Source organism: Psychrobacter sp. 1Y10 (genome assembly GCF_052259005.1).
Taxonomy (GTDB): Bacteria; Pseudomonadota; Gammaproteobacteria; order Pseudomonadales; family Moraxellaceae; genus Psychrobacter; species Psychrobacter saeujeotis.
This window is the reverse complement of record NZ_JBQQES010000009.1, coordinates 122,089-138,560: the sequence shown is the minus strand read 5'-3', so window position 1 is coordinate 138,560 and position 16,472 is coordinate 122,089. Positions and strand designations below refer to the sequence as shown.

The 16,472-nt window shown below is 41.6% G+C and carries 15 protein-coding genes; 4 read left to right on the top strand and 11 right to left on the bottom strand.

The window, feature by feature from the left end; all coding sequences use genetic code 11:
- Positions 1 to 63: 63 nt before the first annotated feature.
- Both ACTXGH_RS12045 and ACTXGH_RS12040 read left to right on the top strand, forming a co-directional pair.
- Complete coding sequence (locus tag ACTXGH_RS12045; RefSeq protein WP_439263302.1) at positions 64 to 1,686, top strand: DUF2254 domain-containing protein; 1,623 nt, start codon at positions 64 to 66, stop codon at positions 1,684 to 1,686.
- Between the two features lie 127 nt (positions 1,687 to 1,813).
- Positions 1,814 to 3,079: a cation:proton antiporter gene (locus ACTXGH_RS12040; RefSeq protein WP_439296539.1), complete on the top strand. Its 1,266-nt coding sequence runs from the start codon at positions 1,814 to 1,816 to the stop codon at positions 3,077 to 3,079.
- Positions 3,080 to 3,235: 156 nt separating this feature from the next.
- Here ACTXGH_RS12040 and ACTXGH_RS12035 read toward each other — a convergent pair whose 3' ends face one another.
- The 3 genes from ACTXGH_RS12035 to ACTXGH_RS12025 form a co-directional block, all read right to left on the bottom strand.
- Positions 3,236 to 3,802, bottom strand: a complete 567-nt coding sequence (locus ACTXGH_RS12035; RefSeq protein WP_439263300.1) for a DUF2127 domain-containing protein — start codon at positions 3,800 to 3,802, stop codon at positions 3,236 to 3,238.
- The gene (locus tag ACTXGH_RS12030) at positions 3,795 to 4,976 is read right to left on the bottom strand and encodes a dihydroorotase (RefSeq protein WP_439263338.1); all 1,182 of its coding nucleotides are present in this window, start codon (positions 4,974 to 4,976) and stop codon (positions 3,795 to 3,797) included. Before ACTXGH_RS12030 ends, ACTXGH_RS12035 begins: the two co-directional genes overlap by 8 nt.
- A gap of 135 nt (positions 4,977 to 5,111) precedes the next feature.
- Positions 5,112 to 6,188, bottom strand: coding sequence for an aspartate carbamoyltransferase catalytic subunit (locus ACTXGH_RS12025; protein ID WP_439296540.1), 1,077 nt, complete (start codon positions 6,186 to 6,188; stop codon positions 5,112 to 5,114).
- A gap of 387 nt (positions 6,189 to 6,575) precedes the next feature.
- Here ACTXGH_RS12025 and ACTXGH_RS12020 point away from each other — a divergent pair, with 387 nt between their 5' ends.
- Both ACTXGH_RS12020 and ACTXGH_RS12015 read left to right on the top strand, forming a co-directional pair.
- Entirely contained in the window at positions 6,576 to 7,559 is a 984-nt protein-coding gene (locus tag ACTXGH_RS12020) for a class 1 fructose-bisphosphatase (protein WP_439296541.1), read from the top strand.
- Between the two features lie 127 nt (positions 7,560 to 7,686).
- Positions 7,687 to 8,481, top strand: coding sequence for a TrmH family RNA methyltransferase (locus ACTXGH_RS12015; RefSeq protein WP_439296542.1), 795 nt, complete (start codon positions 7,687 to 7,689; stop codon positions 8,479 to 8,481).
- 116 nt (positions 8,482 to 8,597) lie between these two features.
- On the opposite strand, the gene ACTXGH_RS12010 is transcribed toward ACTXGH_RS12015, so the two are convergent.
- The 8 genes from ACTXGH_RS12010 to ACTXGH_RS11975 form a co-directional block, all read right to left on the bottom strand.
- The gene (locus ACTXGH_RS12010; protein WP_439263292.1) at positions 8,598 to 9,530 is read right to left on the bottom strand and encodes an electron transfer flavoprotein subunit alpha/FixB family protein; all 933 of its coding nucleotides are present in this window, start codon (positions 9,528 to 9,530) and stop codon (positions 8,598 to 8,600) included.
- 93 nt (positions 9,531 to 9,623) lie between these two features.
- Positions 9,624 to 10,373: an electron transfer flavoprotein subunit beta/FixA family protein gene (locus ACTXGH_RS12005; RefSeq protein ID WP_439263291.1), complete on the bottom strand. Its 750-nt coding sequence runs from the start codon at positions 10,371 to 10,373 to the stop codon at positions 9,624 to 9,626.
- A gap of 278 nt (positions 10,374 to 10,651) precedes the next feature.
- Positions 10,652 to 11,236: a DUF421 domain-containing protein gene (locus tag ACTXGH_RS12000; protein WP_439263289.1), complete on the bottom strand. Its 585-nt coding sequence runs from the start codon at positions 11,234 to 11,236 to the stop codon at positions 10,652 to 10,654.
- A gap of 223 nt (positions 11,237 to 11,459) precedes the next feature.
- A complete protein-coding gene (locus ACTXGH_RS11995) occupies positions 11,460 to 11,672 on the bottom strand; it encodes a cold-shock protein (RefSeq protein WP_058368296.1) in 213 nt (70 codons plus the stop codon).
- A gap of 269 nt (positions 11,673 to 11,941) precedes the next feature.
- Positions 11,942 to 12,370, bottom strand: a complete 429-nt coding sequence (locus ACTXGH_RS11990; RefSeq protein WP_439263287.1) for a hypothetical protein — start codon at positions 12,368 to 12,370, stop codon at positions 11,942 to 11,944.
- Positions 12,371 to 12,692: 322 nt separating this feature from the next.
- Positions 12,693 to 13,709 carry a ketol-acid reductoisomerase gene (ilvC, locus tag ACTXGH_RS11985; protein ID WP_299221398.1) on the bottom strand — a complete coding sequence of 339 codons (1,017 nt, stop codon included), beginning with the start codon at positions 13,707 to 13,709 and terminating at the stop codon, positions 12,693 to 12,695.
- 121 nt (positions 13,710 to 13,830) lie between these two features.
- Positions 13,831 to 14,325, bottom strand: a complete 495-nt coding sequence (gene ilvN / locus ACTXGH_RS11980; protein WP_299221401.1) for an acetolactate synthase small subunit — start codon at positions 14,323 to 14,325, stop codon at positions 13,831 to 13,833.
- The gene (locus ACTXGH_RS11975; protein ID WP_439263337.1) at positions 14,325 to 16,037 is read right to left on the bottom strand and encodes an acetolactate synthase 3 large subunit; all 1,713 of its coding nucleotides are present in this window, start codon (positions 16,035 to 16,037) and stop codon (positions 14,325 to 14,327) included. Before ACTXGH_RS11975 ends, ilvN begins: the two co-directional genes overlap by 1 nt.
- Between the last annotated feature and the right edge of the window lie 435 nt (positions 16,038 to 16,472).

The window sequence follows — 16,472 nt, the reverse complement described above, 5'->3', positions numbered from 1 at the left end:
TATTATAAAATAACCTTCGCTAGAAGACATGAGTCAAAATATACTCTCAACCCTTTGGAGCCTATGGCAGTGACCAAAAATGACAAAAACAACCTGCCCACACGCATACTGTCGACCAGTCTTGACGCACTCAAAAAATTTATCCAGTTATGGTCACTACAGACTCTAACCGATCTACCTGATCGATTAAGAAATCTATGGCAGCAGCTCATCGGTTCTTACTGGTTTATCCCGACTGCTTGTGTACTGACAGGCATACTTTTAGCCCCTTTATTTATTGCTATCGATCAACAGTTTGATCGCGCAACTGTTAAAGATATTAGTTTTGCGTTTACTGGTGATGACTCTTCTGCAAGAGCTATCATGACGACGATCGCAGGAGCTGTCTTAGGTGTGGCTGGTACTACTTTTTCGATTACCATTGCCGTCCTGTCTATGGCCTCATCACAATTTGGCCCACGGCTCTTACGTAACTTTCTTACAGACACCTCAAACCAGTTTGTACTTGGCGCCTTTATCGGTACGTTCAGCTATAGCTTGCTGGTCTTAAAGGCCATTCACAAGCATGACGTCAACTTTGGTGTGCCACAGCTATCTGTTACTTTTGCTATCGTAATGGCTGTTGTCTGTGCCTTACTTTTGGTCTACTTTGTCCAACATATGGTCCATGCTATTCAAGCGTCACGCGTGATTCAAGGAGCATGTAATGATGCTATTAAAAACATTCATTACTGGTATAGCGACAACTGCGAGATGGAGCATCAGTATAATGTCATAAATAGCGATGATGTTGAACAATATCATTCTTGGGCCGCTACACCTATCTATGCACCAACTTCAGGCTACTTACAACAAATCTACTTTGAATCACTTATTACATTGGCACAAGATTATGGCGGTGTGGTGCAATTGCATACCAATCTTGGCGATTTTGTCACTGATAAAAACGTTATAGGGCATTTTTATCGGCGCCCAACAGCACATATTAGCAACCTAAAAAAGACCAAAACCTCTCAGCTTGCAGTATCTCCACAGGCACCCGATGGCATATTTTGGCAACGCTTTGCCGCTTGTCTGCACTTTGAGCGTCAGTCCGCTTATACCAATGATATAGCATCAAGTTTGGGGCAAGTCACTGAGATCGCTGTGCGGGCATTGTCTCCTGGGATTAATGATCCTAAAACAGCTGTCAACTGTGTACAGTCTTTGACCATTTGTTTAAGCCTAATGTTACGTCGGCAGCCACCTAGCCCTTATCATTTTTATACGCCACCAAAAGACAAAGATGAGTCTAATATTACGGTTAATCAGCCGCGTGTCGCAATACTGGCGCTTATCACCAGAACACCAAAGATATCTGACTTTATCGAAACCTCCTTAGGTGAGATACGTCGATATGCTATTGCTGACCTAATGGTATTAAAGGCGCTTTGTCAGGCAGTGACTGACTTAAACTATGCTCGAGTCAATAGCGCACAGCGTCAGACTTTATTGCGCGAGCTGACTTTGATTGAACACGCAGGTCAAGCGAATCTAAGTTATAAGGAGCTGGCAGAGGACCTGATAGCCATGTGCCAACAAGCACGGCAGTTTATTCATGACGACAATGCGCAACATCAACATTTTGAATATATCAGTAAGTTTGATATGCATATTTATAAAGATTTACAGACACAATCAAGGTAAATAAGTAGTCCGTAACTCAATATATACGTCTAAATTTTGCTATAGGTATTAAGCAATACTAGCACTATCTATCTGCTAAATACCTGTTATCCTTTCAACAACTTTTATACTCATCGAGACTGCTTTTATGGCATCTGCAACCAGCCTGACCATACTTGAGATTAGCGCTATTTTCTTATCAGTAACGGCGATATTGGCTTACGTCAATCATCGCTTTATTGGCTTGCCAACTACAATCGGGGTCATGGTTATCTCTATTGTCTTATCCATGATAGCGATTTTTTTAGGATTTTTGGGCTTCGATCAGCTTATTGACTATGAGGTGAGTTTATTAGATCAACTAGATTTCACTGAAGTCTTACTTGATGGCATGCTATCTATGCTCCTGTTTGCCGGGGCTTTGCACGTCAATATTGGTGATTTGAAGCGTTATAAACTTCCTATAGGTATTCTTGCATGTATTGGTACGCTAGTATCAGCCGTGCTGATCGCTACTGCCCTTTACTTTATGCTACCACTCCTCGGTTTTGGGCTGCCTTTCATTTGGTGCCTATTGTTTGGTGCTCTGATATCGCCTACAGATCCTATTGCGGTTATGGGAATATTAGCATCAGCGGGAGCACCAAAGAGTATCGAGACAGTCATCGCTGGCGAGTCACTATTCAACGACGGTATCGGCGTTGTCATATTTGTCCTATTGCTCGGTATCCTATCTAGTGGTGATATTCCCACGGTTAATTATGTGGCACATACTCTAGCCGTTGAGGCTGGCGGCGGTATTATTTTTGGCTTGGTACTTGGCGCTATTTTGTACTATTTACTCAAAAGCATTGATAGTTATCAAGAGGAAGTACTGTTGACGCTGGCAGGGGTAATAGGCGGTTATGCATTGGCCAGTCATTGGCATTTATCTGGACCACTTGCTATGGTGATGATGGGGTTAATGGTCGGCAACCGTGGTCGTGAGCTTGCGATGAGCGATAAGACTCGCCATTATATCGATCTGTTTTGGGAGCTGATAGATGAGATTTTGAATGCCATTTTATTTGTACTGATCGGTCTTGAGGTGGTCATTATTGCCTACTCGGGCAATCTATTTATTGCTGGAGGTTTGAGTATCATGATTGCCTTACTTGCTCGCCTTATCGTCGTCGGCATGACTACTAAAACCTTTAGTCGACAGCTACAACTGCCTGAGGGGGCATGGAAAGTATTGACCTGGGGCGGGTTACGCGGCGGCATTTCGGTGGCTTTAGTACTACAGCTACCCTCAGGGATGGAGCGTGACATTTTACTGGCGCTTACCTATGCTGTCGTCGTCTTCTCTATCTTGGTACAAGGGTTAAGCATTGGTAAAGTCGCTAAGAGGATTCAGCCTGTTATGCATAAATAGCGATTAATTTAGCTAATCAGCTTATCTAAACCATACAATTAACGCTATATAACTATCGAAGTAGTCAGCGAGATATATAGCCATGACGTCATACTGGTTTCCTAGTGCCAATCTCTCAACAGCACAGCTGCTCTATGATAAGGTTTGCTATCAAGGTTATATCAAACCTTTACGTTTCATATTACGATAGACCACAACGACAATAATAATATTTAGTAGTAAGATTCCCAGTTTGAACCAATCAAATGGGCTCACTATTAAGTAGTAAATCTCAATAGGAATGAATATTCCATAACCGATAACGCTAAACCAGTACGCCCATGTTTTATCTTGCCATAACCCATAAGCTTCAATAAAACGCAGACTGACATAAGCAAAGATAAACAACAAAAAAAGTGACCAGTTTTTACTTGCTTGCTGGGCAATTTGGACGATACTGTCAATTTGTGGTGACAACAGGCTGCCAAAGCGTTGTTGCCATGAATCCGATGCTTGGGCCAGCCAGCGCTCAAGATTAGTATGCCAAAGCCATAACGCAAAAGCCCCTATCAGCGCGCCCGCCCCTTTGACAATCTCGTATACTGCAACCGCTTTAATCGATTCGCTAGATTCGCTGTCTTTGGTCGCTTTGTTCGACAAACTATCGTCATCACCTAATAACTGATGACTTTCACTTGCTATAGAAGGTCGTGAATTGTCATTATGCTGGGACGAATTAACCAAAGAAGGTCTCCACGACTCGGCCTTGCAGATGCTGGTTAAAAAACGGGGTGTTTTTGCCGTTCGATAACATGGTATCTACTGTCACCTGCCACTCAAGATTAGGATCGACTAAGATTGCACCGCCCAAGCTCTCATATTTGGTACTTATTCCAGCAATTTGCGCAGGGTTGATGCAAATCTTATCTACTAGCTGCTCTACTGTTAATACCTTATCCCGTACTAATTGACAGGCTAAAGCCATAAAGGTGTCGAAATTTGAGATACCAGGTGTACTCTCAGCGAAAGGTGCTTTTTTGGCTGTAGAATTTAGGGGTTCATGATGACTGCAAATGGCATCGATAGTCCCATCTTTGAGGCCACGTAGCAGTGCTTGTTGATCAGTGTTACTACGTAATGGCGGTAATACATAAGCTTGGGCATTAAAGCCTTCTAGATTGTCATCTGTCAAATATAGCTGATGCATCGCCACATCACACGTTACTGGCAGTCCTTTGTCTTTTGCCCAGCGCATCAGCTCTACTGAAGACTTACAGGACAATTGACTAAAATGAGCTGCAATACCCGTCTCCTCTACCATCAATAACTGGGTAGACAGGGCGACGGTCTCAGCGATCCAAGGAATACCTTGCAGACCGTGATAAGAAGCAATGTAGCCTTCGTGTGCAACCCCATTGCCGGATAAACTTGGCTCATCAGGATAAAAAAACACTTTCATACCAAAGGTTGCGGCATATTCTAACGTCCGTAACAATACCAAATCATTATCAAAAGGCCTGCGCGCGTTGGAAACAGCAATACAGCCTCCTTTTTTAAGACCTGCGATATTAGAGGGACGCGTCCCTTCTAGACCTGCTGTCAATGCGCCAAGTACATGCAAATAAATACCACCATCTTCAAGTGCACGTTCACGCAAACCTTTGAGTAGTGAGCCATTTTCTAAGATAGGGTTGGTATCAGGTGGAATCACTACATGCAAAAAACCATTGCCACGGGCAGCTCGACCTTCAGAGGATAATGTCCCATGTTGCTGCTGTCCGGGTTCGCGTAGGCGTGCGCACAAGTCTACTAATGGAGGTAATAACCAAGTCTCACGACCAGTCTCAAGGTTTGTAAGTTTATTCATCGTCTCATTCGGTAACGATTTCTTAAAGACGTTAGGAAGTAAATTTATCATCTGTGCATCAGTAGTAATGGGGTCAGTCATGAGCTTGTTACCATATCAATAATTAAATAAATAGAATCGATTCATCAAACGTCTAAAGTTTACATTACAAAATATCAGCTGTTAACGTCATTGGTTAGGTGTCTTTTATGAGTTTCTTGCTGTTTGATGAGCGCGTTGGCCTTCCATGGCAAGTGATAACACAGCCATACGAATCGCTACACCATTACTTACTTGCTCTAAAATAACAGACTGTGGACCATCGGCTACACTTGAGGCAATCTCAATACCTCGATTCATCGGACCTGGGTGCATAATTAGAGCGTCAGGTTTTGCTAGCGCTACCCGTTCAGGCGTAATACCATAATGTTTGTAATATTCACTTGATGAGGCCAGTAGCGGCGAGCCAATGCGCTCATTTTGTATTCTTAATCCCATGATGACATCACAGTCTGTGACGCACTCATTCATATTTTCATACACACGCACACCGTAACGCTCAATTCCCTTAGGTAATAGCGTACGTGGCGCGCAGACGCGAATATCTTTGACACCTAAAGTTTGCAGCGCATTGATATCGGAGCGCGCGACTCTTGAATGCTTAATATCACCGATGATAGCAACTGATAGCGCCTCAAACGGGCGCGGCGCGGCGCGATGAATGGTCAGCATATCTAGCATCCCTTGGGTCGGGTGCGCATGCCAGCCATCACCGCCATTGATAATAGCGATATCTGGTGTCACCTCAGTCGCCATAAAATGCGCAGCCCCTGATGCAGAATGCCTGACTACAAAAATATCAGCTGTCATTGCCTGCAAATTCCATAGAGTATCGCGTAGACTTTCGCCTTTTTTTGTACTAGAGCGCGCAATATCAATGTTTAGCACATTGGCTCCAAGACGCTTTTCTGCCACCTCAAAAGTAGTGCGGGTACGGGTCGAAGGCTCAAAAAACAGATTCATGACTGTGCAGCCTTCAAGCTCAGGCCGATTGATTAGTTGACCATTTTCATCAAAGAAAGTTTCAGCTTTAGCAATGATGGCTTGTAGTTGTGATTTATTTAGCCCTTCTACGCCCAAAAAGTGACGCAAACTTCCATCTTGGTTTAACTGTGGACGACTAAGGGAAGTGTTGAGTCTCTGATGGACAGTATCATGGTCAAATGTGGCGTATTTGGATGGTGATACAGTATTTGTAGGTGTGTTTTTTTTGGAAGTTGGCATAATGGCAAGTCTTTATTATGGGTTTATATCAAGTCAATCATAACGATTTTTTCGTTCACGACTATGACCATGTGTACAGACACGAGGACATTTTGGCACTTATTTGCTACACTTTATCGCAGTAGCCTATGTCATCTTACTCGCTTTCATAAATAACCCACTATCTACGATAATAAGCAGCAAGTCTGACTAAATTATCAATAATAATAGACATAGTGTAGCTGATTTTGCATGCAGGACAAAGATAACGTGCCTGCTATTTGCATATTTACTTATTCAACCAAAGTTTTAGCTGAACATATTCTAAGTCATAAGCTTAATCTAGCGTATTTCTAAACCTTATGATTTTTTATCTTAGACGACTTCTTCCATTTATTAGGAACTACTATGACGACTTTAGCCCAATATTTAAAAGCACAAAAAACTGACTCTGCCGTAAGCGATGTTATCACTACTGTCACAGAAGTTGGTAAAACCATTTCACAACTGCTCAGAAAAGGAGCGTTAGCAGACATTTTGGGCGAAGCAGGCAATCAAAATGTCCAAGGTGAAGAACAAAAAAAACTGGATGTATTGGCCAATGATTTATTATTAGATGCTTTAGCACAAAACAAACACTGTGCAGGTGTGGCGTCAGAAGAGCTAGATGATGCAACCCCTGCCAATGCAGATGGTAACTTACTCGTATTATTTGACCCACTTGATGGCTCATCAAACATCGATATCAATATGGCGGTAGGCACTATTTTCTCTATACTCCCCTACCAGCGCCAGGGCCAAACGAGTGAAAATAGCGACTTTTTACAAGCGGGCAACGCACAGCTGGCAGCAGGTTACCTACTATATGGCACATCGACCATGCTGGCACTGACGGTAGCGGATAATGTAGTGATGTTTAGCTTAGATCCAGATAGTAACGACTACATACTAGTAAAAGACAATGTACAGATCGACGCAGATACTAATGAATATGCTATTAACAGCTCAAACTATCGTTATTGGCGTGCTCCTATGCAGCAGTATATTGATGAGCTAACCGCTGGTGATACAGGCGTACGTGGTCGTGATTTTAATATGCGCTGGGTAGCCGCTATGGTTGGCGATGTGCATCGTATACTATGCCGCGGTGGGTTATTCACGTATCCTTTTGATACAAAGTATCCAAACAAAGCTGGCAAGTTACGTTTAATGTACGAAGCCAATCCTATGAGTTTACTCATCGAACGCGCAGGCGGCAGTGCGACTGACGCCACCAATCGTATTTTAGATATATCCCCAACCGACATCCACCAGCGAGTCCCTGTCGTCCTTGGTAGTAAAAACGAGGTTGACTATATCAAAGACTTACATATCAAGTATGACAATAAATAGTACGCATTATCATTACTTATTTATAATGTAATCCTATCCACCAAGCATGACCAGTCCTATATTAAAAAGTATTTTGGACTGGCTTGTTCTTAATGTTGTTAACTTTACCTTTTTTAAGCGGTCAATTATGTCAATAGACTCTACCGAGCTGATAACTTCAGATAAAAACCCTTCAGTAAAACTCGTAAAAGCGCTGTTGTCTCAAGCTCGTCAACGTAAAAAACAAGGGCAGACTGTACTTGAAGGTGTGCATCTTATTGACGCAGCTCTACGCAGTGATTATCCATTTGTTCAAATACTACTCGCACAATCAGCTCACCAGCATCCTGAGGTTCAGCAAGTTCTGACACGTCTGCCTACCCACACAGGTGTTTTGACGTTGTCCGATGCACTTTATGAGGGCATTCGAAGTCTCGGTACAGGTATCGATATTATGGGAGTCATAAACGTACCTGTGCCAAGCTTAACGGTGATAGATTACGACTGCTTGATTTTAAATGATGTACAAGATAGTGGTAACGTCGGTACGCTACTACGTACCGCAGCCGCAGTTGGGATAGAAACAGTACTCTGTACTAGCGGCACGGCCCAAACATGGTCACCCAAGACATTACGGGCGGGAATGGGCGCGCAGTTTGCGCTCACTATTTATGAAGGTTTGAGTGTTCAAAATATCCTAAAGTGTGTAAAAACCCCTTTATTGGCAACCAGCTCACATACTGATACTTTGATTTACGAACATAACCTTACCGCTCCGACTGCTTGGATCATGGGCCATGAAGGTCAAGGCGTCTGTGATGAGCTAATGCAATGTGCAACTCCTATCGCCTTACCGCAGCCCAATGGACAAGAGAGCCTTAACGTTGCGGTCGCAGGTTCGCTCTGTCTTTATGAAACGCTACGTCAGCGCCGTTATAGTTAAACTCATATACAGTTAATATAGAATAGTTATATTAGCTTGGTGTTTAAACTTAAAAAAATCCCGCTATCGATGATAGCGGGATTTTTAGATTGTCTTTTATAGATCATCTATCGAACTTAGACCTTACTAGTGAGCTCAGGTATCGCGTCAAATAGATCAGCTTCTAAGAAGTAATCGGCAACACTTGCGATTGGAGATTCTGGGTCATTGTTAATGGCGACAATAACTTTTGAATCCTTCATACCTGCCAAATGCTGGATAGCACCTGAGATACCAGCCGCGATATATAAATCTGGCGCGACAATTTTACCCGTTTGACCGACCTGCATATCGTTGGGGACATAACCTGCATCAACCGCAGCACGCGATGCACCAACCGCAGCGCCTAGCTTATCTGCTAATGGCTCGATATATTTGGTGAAGTTCTCACCATTCGCTAAGGCACGTCCGCCTGATACAACGATTGAGGCCGATGTCAACTCAGGGCGATCAGAAGCGGCCATTTCTTCATTGACAAAGCTTGCTTTGCCAGCATCTTGTACATTATCGATTGTCTCAACAGTAGCAGAACCGCCTTCAGCAGCCACTGGATCAAAAGCCGTTGTACGTACGGTCAATACGATTTTATTTTCCGTCGTCTTGACCGTAGCAGTCGCATTACCAGCGTAAATAGGACGCTCAAAAGTTTGAGCATCTATAACAGCAGAAATCTCTGACAACATACTGACATCCAGTAAAGCTGCTGTACGTGGCATAAAGTTTTTGCCAGTGGTCGTTGCTGGTGCAATAATATGGCTATAGTCTGCAGCAATATCTGCAACCAATAACGATATATTTTCTGCCATTTGATGTTCGTAAGCTGCGTTATCTGCCAATAGCACTTTGCTTACGCCTTCAGCTTTTGCTGCTTCGTCAGCCGCCGCTTGATTACCACTGCCAGCAACCAATACATGAATATCATCACCCATTTGCTTAGCAGCTGCAATAGTACTTAGAGTCGCCTTTTTTAGACTGGCATTGTCGTGTTCTGCATATACCAAAATTGCCATTTTTTTGTCCTTTATTTATTTGTTCATGTCGTCAGATAGCTTTTAAATACGGCATTTACAGTACTAACACTCTATAAATGCGTCAGCGAAGTCTTAGATTACTTTCGCTTCATTTTTTAGCTTATCGACCAACTCATCAACTGAGGCTACCGTAATACCAGCTTTACGCTCAGCAGGTGGCATAACTTTAACGATTTCTTGCTTAGACGTCATCTCAACACTAAAATCTGCTGGCGTTTTCTCATCAAGAGGCTTTTTCTTAGCTTTCATGATATTTGGCAGTTTTGCATAGCGTGGTTCGTTTAAACGTAAATCAGTTGTAATCACTGCAGGTAGAGATAGCGCCACTGTCTGTAAGCCACCATCAACTTCACGAGTCACATTTACGCTATCACCTTCGACTTTTACTTCAGAAGCAAACGTACCTTGACCAATACCCATTAAGGCTGCAAGCATCTGGCCTGTCTGATTATTGTCATCATCAATCGCTTGCTTACCTAACAAAATAATATCCGTGCTTTCTTGTTCAGCAATGCTTTTTAGAATTTTAGCGACTTGTAGCGGATATGGTTTATCATCAGTTTTGACTAAGACTCCACGATCCGCGCCCAATGCTAACGCTGCACGAATTTGCTCTTGTGCTTCTTTTGGTCCAATAGAAGCGACGATGATCTCGTCAATGACGCCAGCTTCTTTTAGACGAACCGCTTCTTCAACTGCAATCTCATCAAACGGGTTGATAGACATTTTGGTATTCGATAAATCCACACCAGAGTTATCAGCTTTTACACGAACTTTTACGTTGTAATCAATGACACGCTTGACCGCGACTAATGCTTTCATACGTTCCTCGTTTATTAATGTTATGAATTGAAAATATAAATCAAAAACTATTGATTTACTTGATGCAAAATATTACTTAAATCTTGTAGCTACGTTTGTCAACGATTATCTGTTGAGCTTGACTTATTAGACCTAACTATCTTGCGTGAGCATCTTAGTAAGGTCAAGACAACGCCGTGAATAATGCGTCATAAATTTGTCACTATTTATATAAAACATGTCAGATGACATAATATATTCATGATTTTATCGTTCAAAATTTATTATTACATATTTAACTATGCTTTGTTCAAAGTATCTTTTTTCATAGAATTTTTAGTAGCGTCAATTAGCAGCTCGCTGTCACGTATATCATTAAATAATGACCAATCTGGTGTTACATCGTTATTTTTAATGACGCTCATATCACCAGTTGTTTCCATGATCACGACAAAAACCTCTGATTTTGATTTAATACTATTTTTACGTAATACCTGTTGGACATCACTAGTGCTCAAGTTAGCTTCTTTTAAGTTGTCCCAAAAATATTCACCATGCGCCATTAAGATTATAGGTTGATTATCTATCAGTGCTTTTAAAGGTTTGATTTTTCGTCTTATCATCGAGACCAAACCTTGAATGACAAATAATGCACCAACTGCACACAATCCTTGGAGTAATGATGGCGTGTCAGATAATACTGTCGATGCCAGGATACTACCAATGGCTACAGTCATGGCAAAATCGTGACTCGATAGCTTGGAGAAGCTACGTAGTCCCATCAAGCGTGTGAACATCATAAGGCCAATATAAAAGCCTACTGCGGATAAAGAGATGCCAACTACCTGTTGCCAATCAATCGAAAACCAGTTTTCCCATTTCATATTATCACCTTACTGCACCTTCTTATTTATAATCAATCGTTTGTTAATTATTACTCAATAGTTTGTCTACAAAGTTATTTTTTCAATAAAAAAAGCAACCTGATTAGAGGTTGCTTTTTTATAGAGTCTAAACAATATTTTTGTTGTTATACAACAAACTAATCTCAGCTTTTATTTTATCTTTAAAAATGAAAAGTATTGATCAAACTTAACATCAATAAGATTAAAGTGCTTCGATTTGCTCAGCTTGTGGTCCTTTCTTACCATCACCTAAGATGAAAGACACTTTTTGACCTTCGGCTAGAGTTTTAAAACCGTTACCTTGGATAGCGCTGTAGTGAGCGAATACGTCTTGTCCGCCGTTGTCTTGAGCGATAAAACCAAAACCTTTAGCTTCATTAAACCACTTTACAGTGCCTTCAACTTTATCTGACATAAATTTTCCTAACTCTTTAACTGTTGATGAGACTTTTGTCTTCACCGATTAATTGACAAATACTTAGTTGAATTTTAAGCAAATACTAAGACTAAAACCAGCGTTATATCTTAACGATATGTGACTATTTTCGTCTACAACTCCCTAAGTACAGGTTTAGTATAGCAGCTTTTATTGTGGTCAGGATGTTAAATTGCGAGTTTTTGTAAAGGTATAGTTGTTCATTTAGTAAACTTGTGTAACCAAATATAGCCAGTTTAATAACACACTTAAGACTCAAATATGGGCAACCAAGGAAGTGCTAAGATAAATAAACACAACCCAAAGAATATTAAAGCGAATGATTGACTATAAGCAATATACTTAGAAGGTATTACCAAATCCTCAGGAGAGTCTGGAATACCGCGAAGTTTAAGTAAACGTGTTCCATAGATCCAACCAAAGACTGTATAAAGACCATATGCTGCTGGCACAGTCGTTGCCAATGGTGATAAATCAATCACATATATCATGACTACAGAAACGAAAAACCATGAAGTGTCTAATAATGAGCTAAATTGAAAGAACAGAGATTTTGGCAGCTTACCGCTGCTACGTTTAAGCATCTCCCCTTCTATCCAAATCAGAACGGCAACGACAGCGCTGAAAAAAATATATGCGAATTGCGGCGTTAGCCAGTCTGGAAAAGATATTTGCACAGCATATAACCTATAGTATAAATAAAAATAAAGAAAAACGCTCAAAGACCCTTAGATCCAAGCTTATTGTTTTATAAACATTAACTTTTGCATAAGTGGTATATCGGTTGTTTACATTGGGTGTTGATTGTAAGTTTTCAAGCGCTATTTTTTATTACTTCCAAAATTAGTAGGACAACCTTTTATTTTAATTGCAGTACTTGTTTGCTTACTCTAATCAAAAGTAGTAATTTTAATGCTCCTATGACGATGATATGAGGTCAAAAAACCCATGCTATCTATCGATAACATGGGTTTTAATAATAGCTTAGCAGATAACTATTTAGTTCTTGTCTTTGTCGATGATTTTATTACCACCAATCCAAGGCATCATACCACGTAGCTTAGCACCTGTCTTTTCAATCTCGTGCTCAGCGTTGTTACGACGACGGGCCGTCATAGACGGATAGTTGGTGGCACCTTCAGAGATGAACATTTTGGCGTATTCACCAGACTGGATACGTTTTAACGCATTACGCATGGCTTCGCGTGATTGCTCATTAATAACTTCAGTACCAGTCACATACTCGCCATACTCTGCGTTGTTACTGATCGAATAGTTCATGTCAGCGATACCGCCTTCATACATGAGGTCGACGATAAGCTTAAGTTCATGTAAGCACTCAAAATAAGCCATTTCTGGCGCGTAACCGGCTTCTGTCAGGGTTTCAAAGCCCATTTTGACCAGTTCAACAGCACCGCCACATAATACTGCTTGCTCACCAAACAAGTCAGTTTCAGTCTCATCTTTAAAGGTTGTTTCGATAATACCTGAGCGCCCGCCACCAACACCAGCGGCATAAGATAGTGCCAACTGCTTGGCTTGACCCGATGCATCTTGGTAAATAGCGATAAGATCAGGGATGCCGCCACCTTTAACGAACTCAGAACGTACCGTATGACCTGGTGCTTTTGGTGCGACCATGATGACATCAAGATCGCTACGCGGTACCACTTGGTTGTAGTGAATGGCGAAACCATGGGCAAAAGCAAGCGTGGCGCCTTCTTTGATATTTGGCTCAATCACATCATTATAAAGCTGCTTTTGAAACTCATCTGGTGTCAAAATCATGATAACGTCTGCGGCCTTTACTGCCTCTTCTACTTCAGAGACTTTTAGACCAGCGTTTTCAGCCTTTCTCCACGAACCAGAATTGGCACGTAGACCAACTGTTACGTCTACCCCAGATTCTTGTAAGTTCAAAGCATGGGCATGTCCTTGTGAGCCATAACCAATAATAGCCACTTTTTTGCCTTGGATGATGGATAGATCACAATCTTTATCATAAAAAACGTTCATAGGTAGAGTCCTTTTCCTCAATTATGGGAAGCCATGGGTTGTAAATACTTATATCATAATTATTTTTTAAAATAGTAAACAATATAAGCCTAGTAATAAAATGATTTAAAACAGAGTAATATTAGACGCTTAAGGTTTTCTCGCCGCGGGCAATACCAATGACACCTGAACGCACCACTTCAAGCACACGCTCACGACCGATAGTATCAATAAACCCATCAAGCTTAGCGGTATCACCCACGATTTGGATGGTATATAGGTTTGCATTCACATCGACGATTTGAGCACGGAATATGTCAGCGCTGCGTTTAATTTCTTCACGCACACTACCAGTGGCACGAACCTTAATCAGCATGAGCTCACGTTCAACGTGTACATTTTCAGATAGATTCAATACTTTAATTACTTCAACCAGCTTATGCAACTGCTTGGTAATTTGCTCTATTTTTTCTGGTGAAGTAATCGTCGTTACTGTCAAGCGTGAAATGGATGGATCTTCTGTTGGTGCAACGTTTAGAGTCTCAATATTGTACCCACGTTGAGAAAACAAGCCAACCAACCGCGACAACGATCCCGCTTCGTTTTCTATTAATACCGAAATCAGATGTTGTTGCATTAGGTACGCTCCCCTTTTGATAACCACATATCACGCATTGTTTGACCTGCGACTTGCATCGGATATACATGCTCGTTACGATCGACATAGACATCGATGAATACAAGCTTGTCTTTCATGGCCATTGCTTCAGCCAATTGCTCTTCCATTTTTTCAGGGTCAGTAATTTTGATACCAACATGACCATAACTTTCGGCCAATTTAACGAAGTCAGGTAATGAATTCATATAAGAATGAGCATGACGACCCTCATACAACATATCCTGCCACTGCTTAACCATACCCAACTGCGCGTTATTAAGGTTTAAAATCTTAACTGGTAGATCATACTGCAGACACGTTGATAGCTCTTGAATGTTCATCTGAATTGAGCCCTCACCTGTAATACAGACGACATCGCGCTCTGGTCTTACAAGCTTTGCTGCCATGGCATATGGCAAACCAACGCCCATAGTACCCAGACCCCCTGAGTTAAGCCATTGACGTGGCTCATTATAGGTGTAATAAAGCGCAGCAAACATTTGATGCTGACCGACATCACTGGTGATAATTGCATTACCTTCGGTGATTTTGCACAAAGTCTGTACCACATTTTGCGGCTTGATACCATTTTTAGTATCAGTGTCATAACGTAGACCATGACGCTTGCGCCATTCGTTGATCTGCGACCACCAATCTAATAATGCATGTTGTTCTAACTCTTTATCTTCCCCAATAATAGATAACATATCGCTAAGTACAGACTTTACATCACCAACGATAGGAATATGCGCAAAGATAGTTTTTGAGATAGACGCCGGATCAATATCTATATGGATGATTGTCGCATTTGGACAAAACTTCTTGACGTTGTTGGTTACGCGGTCATCAAAACGTGCCCCAACTGCTAAAATGACATCTGCATGATGCATAGTCATATTGGCCTCATAAGTACCATGCATACCAAGCATTCCTAAGAACTGACGATCAGAACCAGGGAAGGTACCAAGACCCATCAAAGTGTTGGTCACAGGCAAGTTCAAGCGATGAGCAATATCCTTTAACTCTTCATGAGCCTTACTCCAAATAACGCCGCCACCTGCATAAACAACGGGACGCTTTGCAGCAAGTAAAGTCTCAACAGCTCTTTTTATCTGACCGCTATGACCCTTAACAGATGGCTGATAAGATCTTATGAACACATCCTTTGGATATTGGTAAGCGTACTTTTCGCTAGGGGCAGTCATGTCTTTGGGCACATCAATAACGACAGGACCTGGACGCCCTGACTGAGCGATATAAAAAGCTTTCTTGACGATTGAAGGTATTTCGCTGGCATGACGAACTTGAAAGCTATGTTTAACGATCGGCCTTGAAACACCAACCATATCCGTTTCTTGGAAGGCATCTTCACCGATTAAACTGCTTGGTACTTGACCTGAAATCACGACCATCGGCACTGAGTCCATAAACGCTGTGGCAATAGCAGTCACTGTATTCGTAGCACCAGGCCCTGATGTCGCTAACACAACGCCAGTATTGCCAGTTGTCCGCGAATAAGCATCTGCCATATGACCTGCTGCTTGCTCATGACGGACTAAGATATGTTCAATATTGTCCTGTTGAAACAGCGCATCGTATATATGTAAAACTGCACCACCTGGGTAGCCAAAAATATATTCGACCCCTTCATCTGTTAGTGATTGCACCAACATTTCTGCACCAGATAGCATCACAGGCTGAGCGCTACCCTCAGCAATACGTTGTTGTTTTTCGTCGAAGTGTTTGGCGGCATTACCCGTTTGAGTATGGCCGGTCATGTTTGGACTTTGCGTGGTTTGCGTCACTGTCATCACCTTATCAATAATATGTGATCACTATGTCAGAACATAACTGTACAATAAGACAGCAAGTTAGCCAAACATAGCAATTTATATGGTCGGTTTTTGATAGGAGTTTATCGATATACGTGACGAAATGCAGATTAAAGCATTTTTAATAGAAGCTTATTATTGGTAAGAAATGTAAGAATATTAAACCGTTGAATATCCAAACCAATGACAACATAAGTGATCTTAATAAAAGTAACATACCGATAAGACGGCTGCACTTTGTATTACACATGACAATATCATAGGGTATATATACAGCAGTTAACTTTTAGCATT

Coding starts and splice junctions, on each gene's coding strand:
- ACTXGH_RS12015 (WP_439296542.1), top strand. CDS start 7,687: ATGTCAATAGACTCTACCGAGCTGATAACTTCAGATAAAAACCCTTCA.
- ACTXGH_RS12010 (WP_439263292.1), bottom strand. CDS start 9,530: ATGGCAATTTTGGTATATGCAGAACACGACAATGCCAGTCTAAAAAAG.
- ACTXGH_RS12005 (WP_439263291.1), bottom strand. CDS start 10,373: ATGAAAGCATTAGTCGCGGTCAAGCGTGTCATTGATTACAACGTAAAA.
- ACTXGH_RS12000 (WP_439263289.1), bottom strand. CDS start 11,236: ATGAAATGGGAAAACTGGTTTTCGATTGATTGGCAACAGGTAGTTGGC.
- ACTXGH_RS12045 (WP_439263302.1), top strand. CDS start 64: ATGGCAGTGACCAAAAATGACAAAAACAACCTGCCCACACGCATACTG.
- ACTXGH_RS12025 (WP_439296540.1), bottom strand. CDS start 6,188: ATGCCAACTTCCAAAAAAAACACACCTACAAATACTGTATCACCATCC.
- ACTXGH_RS12030 (WP_439263338.1), bottom strand. CDS start 4,976: ATGATAAATTTACTTCCTAACGTCTTTAAGAAATCGTTACCGAATGAG.
- ACTXGH_RS12020 (WP_439296541.1), top strand. CDS start 6,576: ATGACGACTTTAGCCCAATATTTAAAAGCACAAAAAACTGACTCTGCC.
- ilvN (WP_299221401.1), bottom strand. CDS start 14,325: ATGCAACAACATCTGATTTCGGTATTAATAGAAAACGAAGCGGGATCG.
- ACTXGH_RS11995 (WP_058368296.1), bottom strand. CDS start 11,672: ATGTCAGATAAAGTTGAAGGCACTGTAAAGTGGTTTAATGAAGCTAAA.
- ACTXGH_RS11975 (WP_439263337.1), bottom strand. CDS start 16,037: ATGCTATCTGGTGCAGAAATGTTGGTGCAATCACTAACAGATGAAGGG.
- ilvC (WP_299221398.1), bottom strand. CDS start 13,709: ATGAACGTTTTTTATGATAAAGATTGTGATCTATCCATCATCCAAGGC.
- ACTXGH_RS12040 (WP_439296539.1), top strand. CDS start 1,814: ATGGCATCTGCAACCAGCCTGACCATACTTGAGATTAGCGCTATTTTC.